Annotated in this window: 19 protein-coding genes; 4 read left to right on the top strand and 15 right to left on the bottom strand. The window is 50.9% G+C overall.

What is annotated here, in order from left to right:
* The first annotated feature begins 81 nt into the window (after positions 1 to 81).
* Positions 82 to 912 (top strand): M48 family metallopeptidase, encoded by an 831-nt coding sequence (locus WNY38_RS02870; RefSeq protein WP_342855794.1) that lies wholly within the window; start codon positions 82 to 84, stop codon positions 910 to 912.
* A gap of 21 nt (positions 913 to 933) precedes the next feature.
* Here WNY38_RS02870 and WNY38_RS02865 read toward each other — a convergent pair whose 3' ends face one another.
* The 4 genes from WNY38_RS02865 to WNY38_RS02850 all read right to left on the bottom strand — a co-directional run bounded on the left by WNY38_RS02865 (position 934) and on the right by WNY38_RS02850 (position 4497).
* The gene (locus tag WNY38_RS02865; protein ID WP_342855793.1) at positions 934 to 1548 is read right to left on the bottom strand and encodes a YitT family protein; all 615 of its coding nucleotides are present in this window, start codon (positions 1546 to 1548) and stop codon (positions 934 to 936) included.
* A 25-nt stretch (positions 1549 to 1573) separates the two neighbouring features.
* Complete coding sequence (locus tag WNY38_RS02860) at positions 1574 to 2197, bottom strand: YitT family protein (protein ID WP_342855792.1); 624 nt, start codon at positions 2195 to 2197, stop codon at positions 1574 to 1576.
* A gap of 93 nt (positions 2198 to 2290) precedes the next feature.
* Complete coding sequence (locus WNY38_RS02855; RefSeq protein WP_342855791.1) at positions 2291 to 2845, bottom strand: hypothetical protein; 555 nt, start codon at positions 2843 to 2845, stop codon at positions 2291 to 2293.
* Positions 2846 to 3282: 437 nt separating this feature from the next.
* Positions 3283 to 4497 (bottom strand): NADP-dependent isocitrate dehydrogenase, encoded by a 1215-nt coding sequence (locus tag WNY38_RS02850; protein ID WP_342855790.1) that lies wholly within the window; start codon positions 4495 to 4497, stop codon positions 3283 to 3285.
* A 370-nt stretch (positions 4498 to 4867) separates the two neighbouring features.
* Between WNY38_RS02850 and rplM the strand changes: the two genes are divergently transcribed.
* The 3 genes from rplM (at position 4868) to WNY38_RS02835 (ending at position 6939) form a co-directional block, all read left to right on the top strand.
* Positions 4868 to 5332, top strand: coding sequence for a 50S ribosomal protein L13 (rplM, locus tag WNY38_RS02845; protein WP_342855789.1), 465 nt, complete (start codon positions 4868 to 4870; stop codon positions 5330 to 5332).
* 2 nt (positions 5333 to 5334) lie between these two features.
* Positions 5335 to 5817, top strand: coding sequence for a 30S ribosomal protein S9 (gene rpsI, locus WNY38_RS02840; protein ID WP_342855788.1), 483 nt, complete (start codon positions 5335 to 5337; stop codon positions 5815 to 5817).
* A gap of 168 nt (positions 5818 to 5985) precedes the next feature.
* Entirely contained in the window at positions 5986 to 6939 is a 954-nt protein-coding gene (locus WNY38_RS02835) for a GSCFA domain-containing protein (RefSeq protein ID WP_342855787.1), read from the top strand.
* A gap of 36 nt (positions 6940 to 6975) precedes the next feature.
* Here WNY38_RS02835 and WNY38_RS02830 read toward each other — a convergent pair whose 3' ends face one another.
* The 11 genes from WNY38_RS02830 to WNY38_RS02780 form a co-directional block, all read right to left on the bottom strand.
* A complete protein-coding gene (locus tag WNY38_RS02830) occupies positions 6976 to 7593 on the bottom strand; it encodes a TetR/AcrR family transcriptional regulator (protein ID WP_342855786.1) in 618 nt (205 codons plus the stop codon).
* Positions 7593 to 8474, bottom strand: a complete 882-nt coding sequence (gene ppk2 / locus WNY38_RS02825) for a polyphosphate kinase 2 (RefSeq protein WP_342855817.1) — start codon at positions 8472 to 8474, stop codon at positions 7593 to 7595. The genes WNY38_RS02830 and ppk2 overlap by 1 nt, the downstream gene beginning before the upstream one ends.
* Positions 8475 to 8571: 97 nt before the next feature.
* Positions 8572 to 9516 carry an alpha/beta hydrolase gene (locus tag WNY38_RS02820; RefSeq protein WP_342855785.1) on the bottom strand — a complete coding sequence of 315 codons (945 nt, stop codon included), beginning with the start codon at positions 9514 to 9516 and terminating at the stop codon, positions 8572 to 8574.
* On the bottom strand, positions 9509 to 10432 hold the full coding sequence (gene metA / locus WNY38_RS02815) for a homoserine O-succinyltransferase (protein WP_342855784.1): 924 nt from the start codon (positions 10430 to 10432) through the stop codon (positions 9509 to 9511). The genes WNY38_RS02820 and metA overlap by 8 nt, the downstream gene beginning before the upstream one ends.
* 48 nt (positions 10433 to 10480) lie before the next feature.
* Positions 10481 to 11350: an ATPase gene (locus WNY38_RS02810; RefSeq protein ID WP_342855783.1), complete on the bottom strand. Its 870-nt coding sequence runs from the start codon at positions 11348 to 11350 to the stop codon at positions 10481 to 10483.
* Positions 11351 to 11439: 89 nt separating this feature from the next.
* Positions 11440 to 12360, bottom strand: a complete 921-nt coding sequence (locus tag WNY38_RS02805) for a DMT family transporter (RefSeq protein ID WP_342855782.1) — start codon at positions 12358 to 12360, stop codon at positions 11440 to 11442.
* Between the two features lie 160 nt (positions 12361 to 12520).
* On the bottom strand, positions 12521 to 13603 hold the full coding sequence (locus WNY38_RS02800) for a hypothetical protein (protein ID WP_342855781.1): 1083 nt from the start codon (positions 13601 to 13603) through the stop codon (positions 12521 to 12523).
* A gap of 116 nt (positions 13604 to 13719) precedes the next feature.
* Complete coding sequence (locus WNY38_RS02795; RefSeq protein ID WP_342855780.1) at positions 13720 to 14616, bottom strand: DMT family transporter; 897 nt, start codon at positions 14614 to 14616, stop codon at positions 13720 to 13722.
* On the bottom strand, positions 14613 to 14891 hold the full coding sequence (locus tag WNY38_RS02790) for a putative quinol monooxygenase (protein ID WP_342855779.1): 279 nt from the start codon (positions 14889 to 14891) through the stop codon (positions 14613 to 14615). The genes WNY38_RS02795 and WNY38_RS02790 overlap by 4 nt, the downstream gene beginning before the upstream one ends.
* Positions 14892 to 15028: 137 nt before the next feature.
* Positions 15029 to 16591: a glutamine-hydrolyzing GMP synthase gene (gene guaA, locus WNY38_RS02785; protein WP_342855778.1), complete on the bottom strand. Its 1563-nt coding sequence runs from the start codon at positions 16589 to 16591 to the stop codon at positions 15029 to 15031.
* Between the two features lie 147 nt (positions 16592 to 16738).
* Entirely contained in the window at positions 16739 to 17032 is a 294-nt protein-coding gene (locus WNY38_RS02780) for a DUF6477 family protein (protein ID WP_342855777.1), read from the bottom strand.
* Between the last annotated feature and the right edge of the window lie 30 nt (positions 17033 to 17062).

The raw sequence follows: 17062 nt of genomic DNA, 5'->3' as shown, positions 1-17062 counted from the left end.
CTGGTACGGTACTTCATTTAAAACACTCCATCTCTTCCTAAAGATTAAAGTGTTGCGCCGACCAGTTGAGGCCACCGTGAAATGTGGACATTCGACACTGACGACGTCAAAGGTGCTGATCTATTGCTAGGACCTGCAGACGACAACTGGTTGTCAAATCTCGAGATTTGGCATCCGCGGCTGATCGCGGTTCTCGTGATGTGCGGTCTTGGTATCTTGGCTATCTGGAAATGGGGCTTGGGCATTTTGGTCGCCGGTGCCATCGCGTTGACGCCCGCTGTATTGGTCTCGTCGATGGACACAGGCAATTTGGCTGCGATGGATCGGCTATTTGCAGACCCGACAGAACTGTCCCAATCCGATCAAGAGATGGTGCGTGATGTGTTTGAAAACATTAAAACCCACGCGCCTCGCGCTCCTTTTGGTGCCTATACGCTGGAGTTTCGCAAGGCAGATAAAATCGGACCAAACGCCTTTGCTTTGCCGGGTGGGACGGTCGTGGTGACAGACGCCTTGGTTGAAAAATTTAGTGATCCTGACATTATCGCAGGCGTTCTCGGGCACGAACTGGCGCATGTGTCAGAGCGACACAGCCTGCGCCAGCTTTACAGGTCCATGTCTATTTATGTGCTCGTTGCACTGATGGCGGGGGATGTTGGTCCTATTCTTGAGGATGTTTTGCTTGAGGGCAGCGCTTTGGCGTCCTTGGCCTATTCGCGCGAGCACGAAGCTTCAGCCGATATCATTGGCGTCAAAACCTCCCATGCTGCGGGATATGATGCGGCCGCCTTGGCCGAGTTCTTTGAGACGCTGTCCGGTGAGCACGGCGATGGCGGTTCTGAGTGGCGCTCCACCCATCCGTCCAATTCCGACCGGATCACAACCATTAAAAAACTGGCGGCCGAGCAATAGCTTGGCCTTCACTGGTATCTCTTAAGTGGCGATGTAGCGGTCGCGACGGTGATTGATCGCAAGCACTACATTGGTGACAACAGCCCCCAGCAAAGAGTATCCCACCAAATCCAGCGGTAAAATAAAGGCCGCGACGGTAAATAAAACCGCATCAAAGGCCAATTGTACATATCCGGCCTTAAAGCCTGACGCGTCTTGGATATACAGCGCCATAATACCGACCCCGCCCAGAGAGCCACCATGGCGAATGATCGCCATTAGGCCAGAGGCGGTCATAAACCCGATCATTATGGCGCCAAAAACGGGGTTGAGTGTCTCGAATGAAATAAATCGCGGAAAAATCTCGGTAAACACTGAAATTAACGCAACGCAGATCAGCGTTTTAATCACGAACGTCAGCCCCATACGTTTGTACCCGAACCAATAGAATGGCAAGTTGAGTACAAAAAAGACGATGCCAAAAGGCGCCTCAATCAAATAGGATATCAATAGCGCCAATCCAGCTGTTTGTCCTGTGATTAACCCAAGCGTTTTGAGCATCATCAAAGCAAGGGCGCACATCGCGGTCCCATAGACAAAGGCCTGAGCGTCTTCGAACTTCGAGTGCTTGGTTGGGTTTGCATCGGATTTTGACATAAAGTGTATGGCTCGTTTTTAAGGCTTAGTTGGCGATGTAGATGTCGCGGCGATGATTAAATGCAATCACGCCGTTCAAGATCAAAGCACCAAACAATGAATATATCACCACATGCGCATCAAACAAAAAGAACGCAACTGCGAAAAGGATCGCATCAAAAGCAATTTGGACCAGTCCTGCGCGGATGCCAAAATGATCTTGAGCGATCAGCGCCAAAACGCCCAAGCCACCAAGCGAGGATTTGTGGCGAAAAACGCCAAGCAACCCAAAGCCCGTTAGTACGCCGAAAGCAATAGTTCCAAAAAACGGGTTTAGGGTCTGAAATGTCATCAGCGGCGGAATATAAGCCATCAATATTGATAGAGCTGTGACCGATAGGGCGGACTTTATGGTGAACTCTTTGCCCATTCGAACATAGGCCAAGATGTAGAATGGGATGTTTATCAACCAAAACACCCATGAAAACGACATATGCGTCATGTAGGAAATCACCAAAGCCAGTCCTGCCGTTTGACCCGTCAAGAACCCAAGCTGCGCGATAAAGCTTAACCCGATGGCGGTGGTGATCAAGCCAATGGTCAAGCCTTGAATGTCTTCAAGCAAGGTATGTTTGGGCGGGTTTTTAGGCAGGGGATGAGGTGCTGGCATAGTGTGACTATGGGACAGTAATGTTGACCTGTCTAGCGTCTCGTGAGGTAAGTTGATCCGTTTTAGATCAACCGCACTCGGATTTGGCGTGGGCTATTCGACCCAGACACGCTGTGCTTGGAAAAGCACCAAGGTTTGCGCCATTTGGGGGGACGTCCCTTCGGGGGCTGTCTGCGGATGCGCTTTTGCGTTCCGATCTTCCATTTTCGACAGTTGTTCATTCAAAAACTCTGTCGAATTGCCGGACCGCGTGGACATGTCAATCTGTTCTTTGATCGACGCAATCACATCTGTCGAGGCTGTCGGGTCGTAATTGGGCTCAAATTCATAGCCCGCACTGCTCAGCGATTCCATCATATGGGACCGCCATTTTTCGCCACGCGTTTCTAATCCAAGAATAAAGCCCACATCATCGAAATCTGATGCGCGCAATTTTTCGGACATTGTATCGATGTCGCGTGGTGAAATATCGTTTAAATCGTATTTGGCAAAAACGGCATCTGCCGATGGGCGTTTTTTAGGTGCATCATCAGACTGGGCAGCCTTAGGGGATGCGCGTTCTGTTTCGCCATTGATGACGTCGCTGCGATTTGCAACAAGATATGATGCGGTTTGTGCTGCCTGAGAATAGGCATTGGAGATTTGCATAGCGGGAAACCTTCTGTTTTCCGTGGTGGTGAACAGAAGATAGGTATTGGAGCCTTAAATCCAAGCTAACAGATAAAATTGAACCTAAATATTGTAGTCAAAGTAAGGCAGATCTCGCAGACATTTTTCCGAAAATTTGAACGATATCCGCCCCTCACGATCAAGTGCTAGCCAAACAGCAGTGACAGCCCGACAAGCGCCGACAGGGCCCCAAGGGCGTGAGAGGTAAGCCTATGCGCTTGGTGCATGTAACCCATGCCAATAGCCATGATGAAAGTGGGCGTAGCTGTCTCTTTCTAAGATAAACAAAGCGCCCCGAAGTGGGGCACGCTTAAACTGATTTAATCCTGTGACTATGAGTGAGAGCAAGCCGGTGTTCGGCATATAAAAAGGCCTCAGAACGACCTGAGACCCTTTTTGTAGTTTTATTTAGAGGCTTAAACGTCGAGAGCTGCGTTTAGGTTTTCCTCGATTTTTTCTAAGAATCCCATCGTTGTGAGCCATTTTTGATCAGGGCCAACCAGCAATGCGAGGTCTTTTGTCATAAAGCCGCTTTCGACCGTATCGACGATCACACGTTCAAGAGTCTCAGCGAAGTTGAGCAATTCTGCGTTGTCGTCAAGCTTGGCGCGGTGCTTCAAACCACCTGTCCATGCATAAATAGACGCAATGGAATTGGTGGATGTCGCTTCGCCCTTTTGGTGCTGGCGGTAGTGACGCGTCACGGTGCCATGTGCGGCCTCTGCTTCGACGATTTTGCCATCAGGGGTCATCAGCTGAGAGGTCATCAGGCCCAGTGAGCCAAAGCCTTGGGCGACGGTGTCAGACTGTACATCGCCGTCGTAGTTCTTACAGGCCCATACAAATTTGCCGTTCCATTTCATACAGCAGGCGACCATGTCGTCGATCAAGCGGTGTTCGTACCAAATGCCTGCTTCTTTGAATTTCTCTTCAAATTCGGCTTCATAGATTTCTTGGAATAGATCCTTGAAGCGCCCGTCATAGGCTTTGAGGATGGTGTTTTTGGTGGACAAGTAAACAGGCCAGCCAAGGTTCAAGCCATAGTTCAGCGACGCGCGCGCAAAGTCGCGGATCGAACTGTCGAGGTTGTACATGGCTTGGTAAACGCCAGCGGAGGGCGCGTCATAGACCTCGCGTTCGATGATCGTGCCGTCTTCGCCTTCGAATTTCATCGTCAGTTTGCCAGCGCCCGGAAACTGAAAATCGGTGGCTTTGTATTGGTCACCGAAAGCGTGGCGACCGATCACGATGGGATCAGACCAGCCCGGCACAAGACGGGGCACGTTTTGACAGATGATTGGTTGGCGAAAGACAACGCCGCCCAAGATGTTGCGGATGGTGCCGTTGGGCGATTTCCACATCTTCTTAAGACCGAATTCTTTAACGCGATCCTCATCAGGCGTGATCGTCGCGCATTTCACCGCGACACCGACCTCTTTGGTTTTCATCGCGGCATCGATGGTGATTTGATCGTCAGTGCGATCGCGTTCTTCCATGCCAAGATCGTAGTACAGAAGCTCTAGATCAAGATAGGGCAGGATCAGCTTGTCTTTAATGAACTGCCAGATGATCCGTGTCATCTCGTCGCCGTCCATCTCTACGATTGGGTTGTCTACCTTGATCTTTTTCATCGACAGGCTCCTGAAATGTCTGAGGTCACTTGAGATATTCGTAGAACGTTCTCTATCAGAAGTGAAGGGTGTATACCTTTGTATACCAAAATTAATGATTGTTTGCCACTCTCTTGTGCAACTTATACATGTCGGTGCTATTATAGGATTGTGAAGAAATGGTTTTGACGTCTTTGGTCGGCAAAGACAGGTATTTTGTGGTTTGAGACTGCTGTTGCATAGAAATAGAGGCGGTTTATTGGGGTAAAATAATACCTATTTCGTAAGTAATTGTTTTGCAATGTTTAATTCAATTCGCGGACCCTTGACTGCATCCGCTAAACCTATAGAACACCCCAATCTGAATTCTCGACCTTTTAAGGGTAGTCCTATGAAAACTTTCTCCGCTACGCCTGCGGACATAGACAAAAAATGGATCATCATCGACGCTGAAGGCGTTGTTCTTGGCCGTCTTGCGTCTATCGTCGCTATGCGTCTTCGTGGCAAACACAAGCCATCTTTCACACCGTCCATGGACATGGGTGATAACGTTATTATCGTGAACGCTGACAAGATCCAGCTCACAGGTAAAAAACGCACCGACAAATTGTTCTACTGGCACACGGGTCACCCAGGTGGCATCAAACAGCGTTCTATGGAACAAATCCTCGAGGGCAAACACCCTGAGCGCGTTGTGACCAAAGCTGTTCAGCGTATGCTTCCAGGTGGTAAACTGTCCCGTCAGCAAATGACGAACCTGCGTGTATACGCTGGTACAGAGCACCCACACGAAGCTCAGAACCCAACCGTTCTGGACGTTAAGTCAATGAACTCTAAAAACACTCGGAGCGCATAATCATGACTGATGAAATCAAATCATTGGAAGAGCTTAACGGCGTTGCTGGTGAGACAGTTGTTGAAGTGAAAGCCCTTCCAGAGCCCGTTCGTGACGCGCTTGGTCGTGCTTACGCCACAGGCAAACGTAAAGATGCGGTTGCACGCGTTTGGATCAAAGCGGGTTCCGGCAAAGTTGTCGTGAACGGCAAAGACCAAGACAAATACTTTGCACGCCCAGTGCTGCAAATGATCTTGCGTCAGCCATTCACCGTTGCTGGTGTTGAAGGCGAATTCGACGTCTTCGCAACAGTCAAAGGCGGCGGTTTGTCTGGTCAAGCTGGTGCGGTTAAGCACGGTATTTCCAAAGCTCTCCAACTCTACACTCCTGAGTTGCGCGGCGCCTTGAAAGCAGCTGGCTTCCTCACACGTGACTCTCGTGTTGTTGAGCGTAAGAAATTCGGTCGTGCAAAAGCGCGTAAGAGCTTCCAGTTCTCCAAGCGTTAATCGCTTTTGGTCTTGGGCGTTATGCCCTTGGTCATCCCAAGTTTCAAAAGGTCGCCTTCGGGCGGCCTTTTTCTTTTGGTTTGATAGGGTTACAAATAAAAGCGCGCTCTTGGCTTCGCCAATGATGCGTTGCATACTTATGCTTAAGACAACCGGAGCATCTTTAAAGTGACATCCCCCTATTCAAATCTGGCCGATGACGCCTATTGGCGAACGGGTGTTGTTGACACTGACAAAACGCTTTGGCTGGATTTGTGCAAACCCAAATTTCCAATCACCGCAGAGATGGCCATCGCCACGGCGGGCAGTTGTTTCGCGCAATACATCGGCCGCACGCTTAAAGGGCAGGGCATGACTGTGCTCGATGCCGAACCTGCGCCTGCGGGTCTGAGCGAAGATGATGCAAAACGCCTCAGCTATGGCATTTATTCCGCGCGCTACGGCAATATCTACACGCCGCGCCAGCTGCGTGAATTGCTAAATGATGCGGCGCATGACTGCGTGCACGCAGACTTGTTTTGGCAAAAGGAAAGCCGCTTTTTCGATGCGCTGCGTCCTGGCGTTGAACCTGACGGTTTTGACAGCCTGAGCGCTGCAATGGACCAACGTCGTACGCATTTGGCCTGTGTGCGCCAACTGCTGATCGACACTGATATCTTCGTATTTACCCTCGGGTTGACCGAGGCGTGGATGGATGACCAAGCGGGGCGTGTCATGGCGTTGGCCCCCGGTGTGATCGCGGGTGATTACGATCCTGCGCGCTACCGCTTTCGCAACTTCACATTTGATGAATTGGTGGAAGATTTGGACGCCATCTATAGCGCCCTCAAAACGATCAATCCCGATATTAAACTGCTTTTGACGGTCTCGCCCGTGCCGTTGACCGCTACGGCATCAAACGATCATGTTTTGGCAGCCACGACATATTCAAAATCAGCTTTACGGGCAGCAGCCGGGGAAATATCAAACACATACAGTGCGATAGACTATTTTCCATCCTATGAGCTGGTCACCACCTGGGCGCAAGATATTCCTGCCTTTGAAGCCAATCTACGCAGTGTGACGCCAAAAATGGTCGCCCGCGTTATGTCTGTGTTTTCACGTGCACATAACATCACATAAGACTAAGGCAAATGCTTTACGGCATGAAACAGTCGCTCACTCGTCTGCCGGAATAAGCCCAAGCCCACGCAGATAAATTCCAATGCCTGTTTCTAGCAAGTCTTCGGGTGGGAAAGGGCTTTTGGTTCCAGGCGAATTGCGGGCAAAAAGTTCTACTACACCGTGACTCATCGCCCAAATATGCGCAGAAAACATCTGCGGTGGGGGACGCCTGTCTGCAGGAATGTGCTCGGATAATTTGGCCGCCGATTTTTCTAAAACACCAAGGGCGCGCGACGACACTTGGTACAGTTCTGGGGTGCGTTGGATCGAAATACCACTTTCGAACATTGCCACATAATGACCTGGGTACTTTCGGGCAAAGGCCAAATAGGCGCGCCCCGTCGCTTCAAAAGCGGCCCGATCCGAAGGTTGACCCTTTTCATAAGCGTATTCAAGCAGGTCGGCAAAAATTTCATAGCCTTGACGCGCAATTTCAGCGATCAAATCTTCGCGTCCTTCGAAGTGGCGATAGACTGCGGCTGGCGTTACGCCGGCAGTTTTGGCGGCTTCAGACAGGGTGAATCCGGTCGGCCCCTTGGCTTCGATCAAGGTCAGCGCTGCATCTACAAGCGCTTGTCGCAGATTGCCATGGTGATAACCGCGTTTTCCCATTAGGTCTCAGGCCCCGTGTCCAACATCTCGGGCCCACCGGTGATTTTATCGTCGGGTGCATGGGCGACGTCCAAGTTTTTGTCACGATAGTCAATCTGGCTCAGCACAGCGCGAATGGCGTTCAGTCGTGCGCGATATTTATCATCAGAACGCACAACGGTCCATGGTGCGGCTTTGCTATGCGTGCGTGCAAGCGTTTCGGTGATTGCATCTGTATAAGCGTTCCATTTGGACAGGCCCTTGACGTCAATGCTAGACAGTTTCCATTGTTTCAATTCGTCTTTTTCTCGATCCAAAAAACGACGCAATTGTTCGGCACGGCCAACGTTCAACCAAATTTTGAACAGCAATATCCCGTCATCGACAAGCATCTGTTCAAAAGACGGTAGTTGATTGAAAAAGTGTATACGTTCCGCGTCACTACAAAAGCCAAACACCTTTTCCACAACACCGCGATTGTACCAAGATCGGTCAAACAAAACCACTTCACCTTTTGTTGGCAGGTGTTTGATATAGCGTTGAAAATACCATTCTCCTTGTTCGCGGTCCGAAGGTTTTGACAAGGCGACAACCTGTGCCGAGCGCGGGTTCAGGTTCTCGCGAAATCGCTTTATCGTGCCGCCTTTGCCCGCCGCGTCGCGGCCTTCAAAAACCACAACGACGCGTTTACCGGTGGTGGTCACATCGTTTAGGAATTTCACCAACTCACGTTGAAGCGCTTTGATTTCAGATTCGTAGTCGGATTTTTTCATCCATTTTTCATACGGATAGCTTGGGGATAAAATATCTTTTTTGCCGCCCCTTTCCACAGCTTCGCGAATATCAGCGGGGGCTTCTGTGTCGTAGAAATTTGAGATGCCGCCATCAAAAGGTAACTCGATCATAGATTGCCTCGCTCGTGTGGTTCTGGGCCGTGTTTTGCTTAATATGGGGCGTTTGCTGAGGCAGTGCAATGAGCCACGGTCAAAAGCGCCCCTGTTAATCCAGTGCTGCGCGCGATGCCGCGCGATAGACTGCGTGCTCCACATCTTCTAAAGCCCAATGATGTGGCATATGGCCAATACCCCCAATTTCCATCAGGCGGTTCACTTGCATTTGGTTGTCTAATGGAATGGCGTGGATCAGATGCGGTACAATGGGGTCAGCTGTGCCGTGAACACTTTCAACGGGCATACCTATTGTTGGGTAGTGTCGTTCCATGTCGGCCAATTGCGCTTTGAGCGCGATCCGTTGACGCGCGTTGAGCAAAAAGGTGCTCGGACGCAGCGCCATCACCGGTTGGAAGGCCTCCATATACCCAAAAGGGGCGGATTGCGGCGCAAAGACATCTTCAACTTGGGTATAAATGTACGATTTTGGCGTATAAGCTGCGATCAACCACGCGGCAATCGGGCCAATAACTGGTGTGGTCAAAAGACGATAGGATAATGCGGGAGCGCCTTGCCATTGTTGTGAAGGCGAAGACAAAAGCACCAATGCAGCCAGAGATTCAGGCGCATCGAGCGCCATCGAAAGTGCAACGGCCCCACCATAGGAGTGGCCGAGCACAATCGGTTTGCGACTGTCTAAGGCAAATACGGCTTCACGAATGGCGCGCGCTTGCGATTGCAAGTCTTCGCCGTATTCAAGCATGGGAGAATAGCCAAAACCCGGGCGATCAACGACATATATGCGAAATTCATCTTCAAGCTCTGGCAGCAAGGAGTGGGTCAGATCATAGGTCGACCCAGACATGCCATGGATCATAATCAACGGTTGTGCGCGCTCAGGACCATAGGTTTCCACATGCACAGTTGCACCGCCAATACCGGTGACCAATTGTCCGCGCATGGGTGCAAGATCTTCGGCACGCCGCAATTTTTCGCGCGCAAGACCAAAGGTCACGGCCGCGATCAAAGCCAGAATGATGACCGTGCTAAGCACCAATTTTGTCCATATCATAATAGGTCGATTGATAGATTTCATTGACCCAATTGCCATATAGAAGATGCGCGTGAGACCGCCATTTGTTCACGGGACGCCTGCTTGGGTCATCGTCTTGATAGTAGTTTTGCGGCAAAAGTATCGGTTTGCCCGATTGTTTGTCGCGCATCAGCTCTTCGTGAAGCGTGCCAGTATCATATTCGAAATGGTTGAAAATATAGAGCGCGCGGTGATCGGTATCTTGCACAAGACAAGGGCCAGTTTCATCTGAGCCCAGCAGAGGAACCAACCCTGGTGCAGCTTCAATTTCAGACATACGCATTTCGGTCCAGCGGCTGACAGGAATGTTGCATTCGTCTGAAAATCCACGCAAATAAGGCGAGGAAGGTGCGAGATTGTTTTGCTTGAATATGCCAAAAGCCTTGTTCTTAAGGATGTGTTTTTTGACACTATGGAAATAGTTGATCATCGCCATGCCACCCCAGCACACGCCAAATGTGGAATGCACATGGGTCTGGGTCCAGTCGAACACTTCTTTGAGTTCACCCCAATAAGTCACGTCGTCAAAAGGCAGATGTTCTATCGGGGCGCCCGTGATGATCAAGCCGTCAAACTTTTCGCCAGAGGCTTTGACCTCATCAAAAGGGCGATAAAACTGCGCCATATGTTCCGCAGCCGTGTTTTTGGTTTGATGTTCACTCATGCGGATCAGCTGAAAATCAATTTGCAGCGGCGTGGCACCTATCAAACGGGCAAACTGGTTTTCGGTTTGAATTTTTTTCGGCATTAGATTGAGCAAAGCAATGCGTAAGGGGCGAATTTCTTGTGTTTGAGCGCGCCCAAGCCCCATCACCATAACACCCTCAGCTGACAGGACATCAAAGGCGGGCAGTGTTTCTGGCAGGGTGATGGGCATTGGATTGGCTTTCTGTACAGTTGAGGCGCAAGTGGTGAGCCTGTGTATTTAGGTGTTCAAAGCTTTTTCATCAAGCGCGGCGCCGATGATGGCGGCGAAATCGTCAGCGGATTTCGCGGCGCCCATAACGCCTGCATCAACGGTCACACCCCATTGGGCCATTTTGGCATAGCGTGGTTGACGCGATACCATCGAACGTTTGTATGAATATCGAATGAAATCGTATGGGTTTACGCGGTCTTCTTCGATACCGTTCTCTTTGATGAAATCTTCCCAGCAGTCTGTCAAAAACTCTGGACGGTAAGCCATTGGTTTGGGTGAGGTGTCGAACCGGCGGATCAATTCGTCTGTGTGCGCATCTGAGCCTTTGATCCACACCAGTAAAGCCTGCTCAGACAGAGATTTAAGGATCGGGTCATCTGGGTTCTCAGGATCCGCCCATTCCACGATAGACCCGCCCGTATCGCAAACAAAATTTGGGTAGTTATACAGGTTTTGTGATTTTTCCAAAAACGCAGCGGTGTCCATCAAAGCTGCCATTTCAGCAATACGGAACTGTTCTTGGCGACGGCGATACTCGGAAATCGGCAAACCGCCCAAGGTCTCGTTCCCCGGTTGGCCCAGATAGCCCGAAACAGGTGACAGATTGTCAAAGCTCAGGTTGGCTTTGATGCGAACGCTGTCGGATAACAGCAATTCACGCAAATAGGGTTCGTGCATCGCCAGACGTTTGAGATTGTCGTCAATCGCCTCGTTCAAATAGCGCGTGCCGATCCGGTAATCGATGGAATAGTGATACCACTGACCTGTGGCGCGCAGCATGCTCGACATATGGGTTTTCCCCAAGCCCGACATGGCGAAAAATACCACACGTTTGTGCGGGCTTGCAAACCAAGCCTCACTGTTTTCATAGATCATCGGCTGTCCTCTTCGCAAAACGCTTTAAGTTTTGTCTTGAGTGCCACGCACAGCGCATAGGATCAAGAGGGCGGCTATTCGAGCTGCATTTAAGCCAGATTTTTAAGCCCTAATCGTCGTATAAGACGCCCATCAATGATCAAGAGACCCAAAGCGATCAATGCAAAGCCGATGTAGGCCTCAAAATGCAAGGTTTCTTCCAACACAACCGCGCCCAAAATCACCGATACAGGGGCCGCGAGCAAAGTGACCAGCGTGGCGTTTCCTGATCCTGCCGATTTGATTACATAAAACAAAATCAAATAGGCCAGCCCAGTGGAAATAAGCGACACATAGGCCCAAGCGCCTAACGTGATGCTGTTGAAACTGGCAAACTCAGGCACCCCGTGCATATAAAGCGCCACAGGCACCATCCACACCGCGCCGCCGCCGATCATGCCTGCGGCTGAGACCTCAAGGGGGATGCCCGTTAGGTGGACACGCACAGAGCTGGCGCCAATGGCGTAGCAAATGCCCGCGCCAAGCAATGCGAGTTGTCCCGCTGACGTCAGATCAAAACTGAGGATCGCATTCAGCCCAATCACAGTGGCAACGCCGAAAAAGCCGAACAAAACGCCAATGGCTTTGCGCGGGCCCAGACGTTCATCAGCAAAGACCAGTGTCGCCACAATCGGCCCAAACAGCGCCGTCGAGGCGTTCAAGATGCCAGCAAGTCCCGAGGTGATATATTGCTGCCCCCAGGTGATTAGACCAAAAGGCATCGCCACGTTTATGAAGCCAATGAGCAAAAAGGCGATCCAAATGCGCGGAGCACGGGGGATGTCATAACCGCGGATCAATACATAAGCCCAAAGCGCTACAGCTCCGCCAGAAATGCGCAGCGCGACCAATGTTTCAAAAGGCATTTGGCGCAGCATCAATTCTATCGACAAAAAGGATCCGCCCCAAAACAGCCCCATAAGGCCAAGTCCGATCCAAGCGGTCAGAGAAATTACTTTTTGCGGTGCCATGGGTGCGTCCTTTGCGTGATGAGCGACAGTGACGCGGCTCTGTCGTGTTGGCAAACCGGAAATTGTGCAAACCTTCATCACAAAAAACGATGAATATGTCTTTCAGATACAAAAAAGGCCCCGCATCAGCAGGGCCTTATGGAACTGTTTTCAGATGGATTTAGAACGTATGAGAAAGCTTAAAGCCAAATCCAAAGGCCGAGTTGTCCGAGAAATCTGTGGTGTTGCCTGCGATACTCGTCGTTGTATCGCCGATCCAAACATAAGAGGCGCCGCCAGATAGGGCTGTTTGCGTGTTGATCTGATATTTGAGGCCAGCTGTGACAGACGTATACCCATCTGTCGGTGACAAGTTTCCAGAAACACCACCGTAGGTTTTCTCATAGCCAACGGACACAGACCCAGACAATTTTTCGTTGAACCGGCGCCCTATGCCAAGGCTATAGGATATAGTATCATCTGAGTGATCCACCAAGTTTTCGCCTGGATCAACATAGGTTGTGTACAGAACGGGGGTGATTGTGGTGCTTGTCCATTCAGCCCAGCGCGCGGTAAACATCAAAAGGGTGTCTGCGGCGATCCCAGTTTGAAAATCAAAGTTCACCGACTGAGGCAATGTGACGTCCAGTTCCGAGGCCACAGTTCCAACACCAGAAAGGGTTTCAGTGGCCGTGAACTTGATGTCTGTGCCCGAACTATAGGTCAGCGATGCGCGTAACGCGATATCTGGAATTTCGTAAGCCGCCCCAATGAGATATCCCCAATCAGATTCTGTGGTGGTCGACATGGCGTAACCCGCAAACGGCAATTCGACTTCGCCGTGTGTGGTCAGATGTTTGATCCCGCCATGAACAGAAAAGCGATCACTCAGTTTATAGCGCAGCAAGGCCGTGACGCCCGTCGTCGTGACCTTTGCGTTTGACCCAGCCAAGGCGTAACCGGTGCCCGTTGGGTAATCTACATCGGCACCGAAGGGTTGTTCGATGATTAGTGCCATAGATAAGGTTTCAGATAGATCGCGTTTATATGCGCCGGCAATACGGTTGTATGAAGGTGCCATGGATCCTGAGCCGACGCCAAGTGTCCCTGACACGCTTGGTGTGACGGATCCATAGCTCAGTTCGACATAAGTCCCATTTTCGAAAATAGGTGCAATAGATTGGCCTGTGCGATCCATGCCGCCTGCGTTTGCGCCTGTCGCGGCCGTAACAAGGCCCAAAATAAAAAATGTCGTATGCTTCATAACTTTCCCCCAGCGAGTCAAGTGCTCGATTCTATTATATCTTATAGAGCTAAGGGTAACCGTCGGCAGAATTTCGCACAATTCTAACGCCGCGTCATAATGTAGCAATTATGCAGTTAGTGTGAATTTCCCGCCTTTTTTTTGCGAGACTCCGTTAATATATTCATATAATTGGCCCCAAAGATAATGGCCGCGCCAACAAAGACATAGACGTCAAGCTCTTCACCATAAAACATCATGCCGATCACTGCAATCAACGGTAACCGTAGAAAGTCGATCGGGGTGACGATTGAGGCAGGTGCCAAAGACAGTGCTTGGGTCAAGCACATGTGCGCGCCAAGTCCCGACAAGGATATCACGATAATCCAAGGCCAGTTCTGCGCGGAGGGCCAAGCCACATCGCCATCAAAGCCTGCGCATATCAACCCCATGCCCATTTGCATCAAGGACAGCCAAAACATAATAGATATCAGTGTGACATTGGCTGTTTGAGTGAGCTTTTTCGTGAACAGCGCAGAGCCCGCAAATCCCAAAGCGCAGGCCATGGCGCTGAGCAATCCTATTGATAATCCGCCAGCCCCAAAGGGGCGCGCGACAATCAAAATCCCTATAAATCCGATGCCAAACGACAGCGCCCGTAGGCCGTTGACGCATTCGCCCAAAAATAAAACGGCACCAATGGCGACGAGTATCGGATAGGCAAATTCCAAGGCGAACAGTTGCGCCAAGGGGATAAGCGTCAAAGCAAAAAGCCACAGGTTTTGTCCGGCGAAGTGACTAAGGTTGCGCGCAAAATGCAAATGCAACGCGCTGGCTTTGATGTGATCTCTGCGCCCTGTAAGTATAGCGATGCCAGTAACCGTTATCACGCCAACCAATGAGCGGTAGGTCATGATTTCAAAGGTATCGAGCCCAAGCGCAAGTTGACGACCCGCCACGGCAAGTAAAGAGAACCCAAACACAGCTCCCATCATCCATGCTGCGGCTTTGAGCGGGTTCGCTTGCCCTATCATGCTGCGTTTTTGGTGAAGTCGCGAGGCATATGTCGTGTGACGCGGCCCCAATCAGACGAATGTACACGGTCTTGATGGGCTTCAAAATCACGTTCCGAGCGGAAGACTTCACTGACATGGAAACTGCGTGGATCAAGCTCATCTTGCCACAGCTCAAACTGCAAACATCCGGGCTCGGCTTGTGACAAGCGCACGTGTTTGTCCATGAGCGCCAAAACGGTCTCAACTTCATCTGCGTCGCAGCGCATAGTGCCCGTTAGCAATACTTTTCCCATAACATCCTAGCTAAAGACGGGCTGTGGGTCCCGCAATCTCTATATATGCGTAAAAGCTCATACCGCTTGTGAAAAATTTAAGCAGGGGAGTAAAAAAAGACGCCCCAAAAGGGACGTCTTTCTTAAATCAAACCAAATCACTCAAGCTCAATCGTGCCTGGTGGTTTTGACGTCAAATCGTAAAACACGCGGTTCACGCCTTTGACTTCATTGATGATACGGGTCATCGTTTCGCCCATGAATTCATGGGTGAACGGGTAGGTGTCAGCGGTCATGCCATCAACGGATGTCACCGCACGAATGGCCACTGCAAAATCGTAAGTGCGACCATCGCCCATCACACCTACAGTTTTCATCGGCAAAATCGCGGCAAACGCCTGCCAAATTTCGTCATACAAACCGTGTTTGCGGATTTGATCGATGTAGACCGCGTCGGCTTGCTGCAAAATCGCCAGTTTTTCGCGGGTGATTTCACCAGGGCAGCGGATCGCAAGGCCTGGACCAGGGAAAGGGTGACGCCCGATGAAGGACGCAGGCAAGCCAAGCTCAAGACCCAGTGCGCGCACTTCGTCTTTGAACAATTCACGCAGAGGCTCAACCAGTTTGAGGCCCATTTTTTCGGGCAGGCCGCCGACATTGTGGTGCGATTTGATGGTCACAGATGGGCCACCAGAGAAAGACACAGATTCGATCACATCAGGGTAAAGCGTGCCTTGGGCCAAGAACTCAGCGCCCTCGATGCCATTGGCGTATTTTTGGAACACGTCAATGAACAGCTTACCGATGATTTTGCGCTTGGTTTCAGGGTCAGAAACCCCGTCCAGTTCGCCAAGGAACAGATCAGATTCGTCCGCATGGATCAGTTTGATATTGTAATTGTCGCGGAACATTTTCACGACTTCTGTCGCCTCATTGAGGCGCAACAGGCCGTGGTCAACAAACACACATGTGAGCTGCTCGCCAATGGCTTCGTGCAGCAAAATCGCTGTGACAGAGCTGTCTACGCCGCCAGAAAGACCACAGATGACTTGCTTGTCGCCAACTTGTTCACGAATGGCCGCGATGGCTTGGTCTTTATAACCCGCCATGGTCCAATCGCCGGTAAAACCCGCGAGTTTGACGAAGTTTTCATAGAGTTTTGCGCCATTGGGCGTGTGGTGCACCTCAGGGTGGAACTGCACCGCATAAAAATGACGGCTGGAGTCTGCAATGATCGCACAGGGCGCGTTTGGCGAGGTGCCATAGACCTCAAAACCGGGCGCGATTTGCGACACGTGATCACCGTGAGACATCCAAACTTGTTCTTTGTCGTTGCCAAACCAGCCGTCCAAAAGGTCAAGCTTGTGGTCATTCGGCGTCACAAAAGCACGGCCAAATTCAGCTGTGCCATGGCCGCTTTCGACCTTGCCACCGAGCTGTTCCATCATGGTTTGTTGGCCATAACAGATGCCCAAAATCGGAACACCCATATCGAACACGCTTTGCGGCGCGCGGGGGCTGCCTTCACGTGTCACGCTGTCTGGGCCACCGGACAGGATCACGGCTTTTGGCGCGAAATCGGCCAAAAATGCGTCTGTGACGTTCTGATAAGGGTGGATTTCGCAATAGACATTGAGTTCACGCAAACGACGCGCAATCAGCTGCGTCACTTGGGAGCCAAAGTCGATGATGAGGAGGCGGTCATGGGATATGCTGGTCATAGGTCAGCGTTTAGGCCCAGTTGCGCTTTGAGGCAAGATGGTTTGAACACCCAAGCGCCAGTTTCGGGGCTCGCAGCTTAGAAAAATCCCCCAAACGTCGCGTTTGAGGGACCTAAACGATGTTTGCTCTGAATTTTCGGGCGTGTGTTAAACCGCTTGAGGTCCGCGCGGCAACAAGCGTGCCTCTGCCATCAAGGCAATCAAGACTTCGATATGGCGTGCAACGCTATAAGCTGCGTCGCCTTTTTTGCGAGTCTCTTCAAAGTGGGCTTCTTTTTCAATCAAACCGTCAATGATGCGGGCAGGGGAAAGGCCTTGGGACGTGGCCATGACGCGCTTAAGGTCACGTGTGCGGTTGTAGTCAGTCAAGCCAAACCGGGCTGCGCGGATCAACAAGCTGGGGCGGCGTAGGGATGCGAGAACTGTGTTGATATCTGTCATGGGTCTCTCCGTAATGTGTTGGGCTGTGCC

The organism is Pacificibacter sp. AS14 (assembly GCF_038899935.1).
Classification (GTDB): Bacteria; Pseudomonadota; Alphaproteobacteria; order Rhodobacterales; family Rhodobacteraceae; genus Celeribacter.
This window is presented reverse-complemented; position numbering and strand designations above follow the sequence as displayed.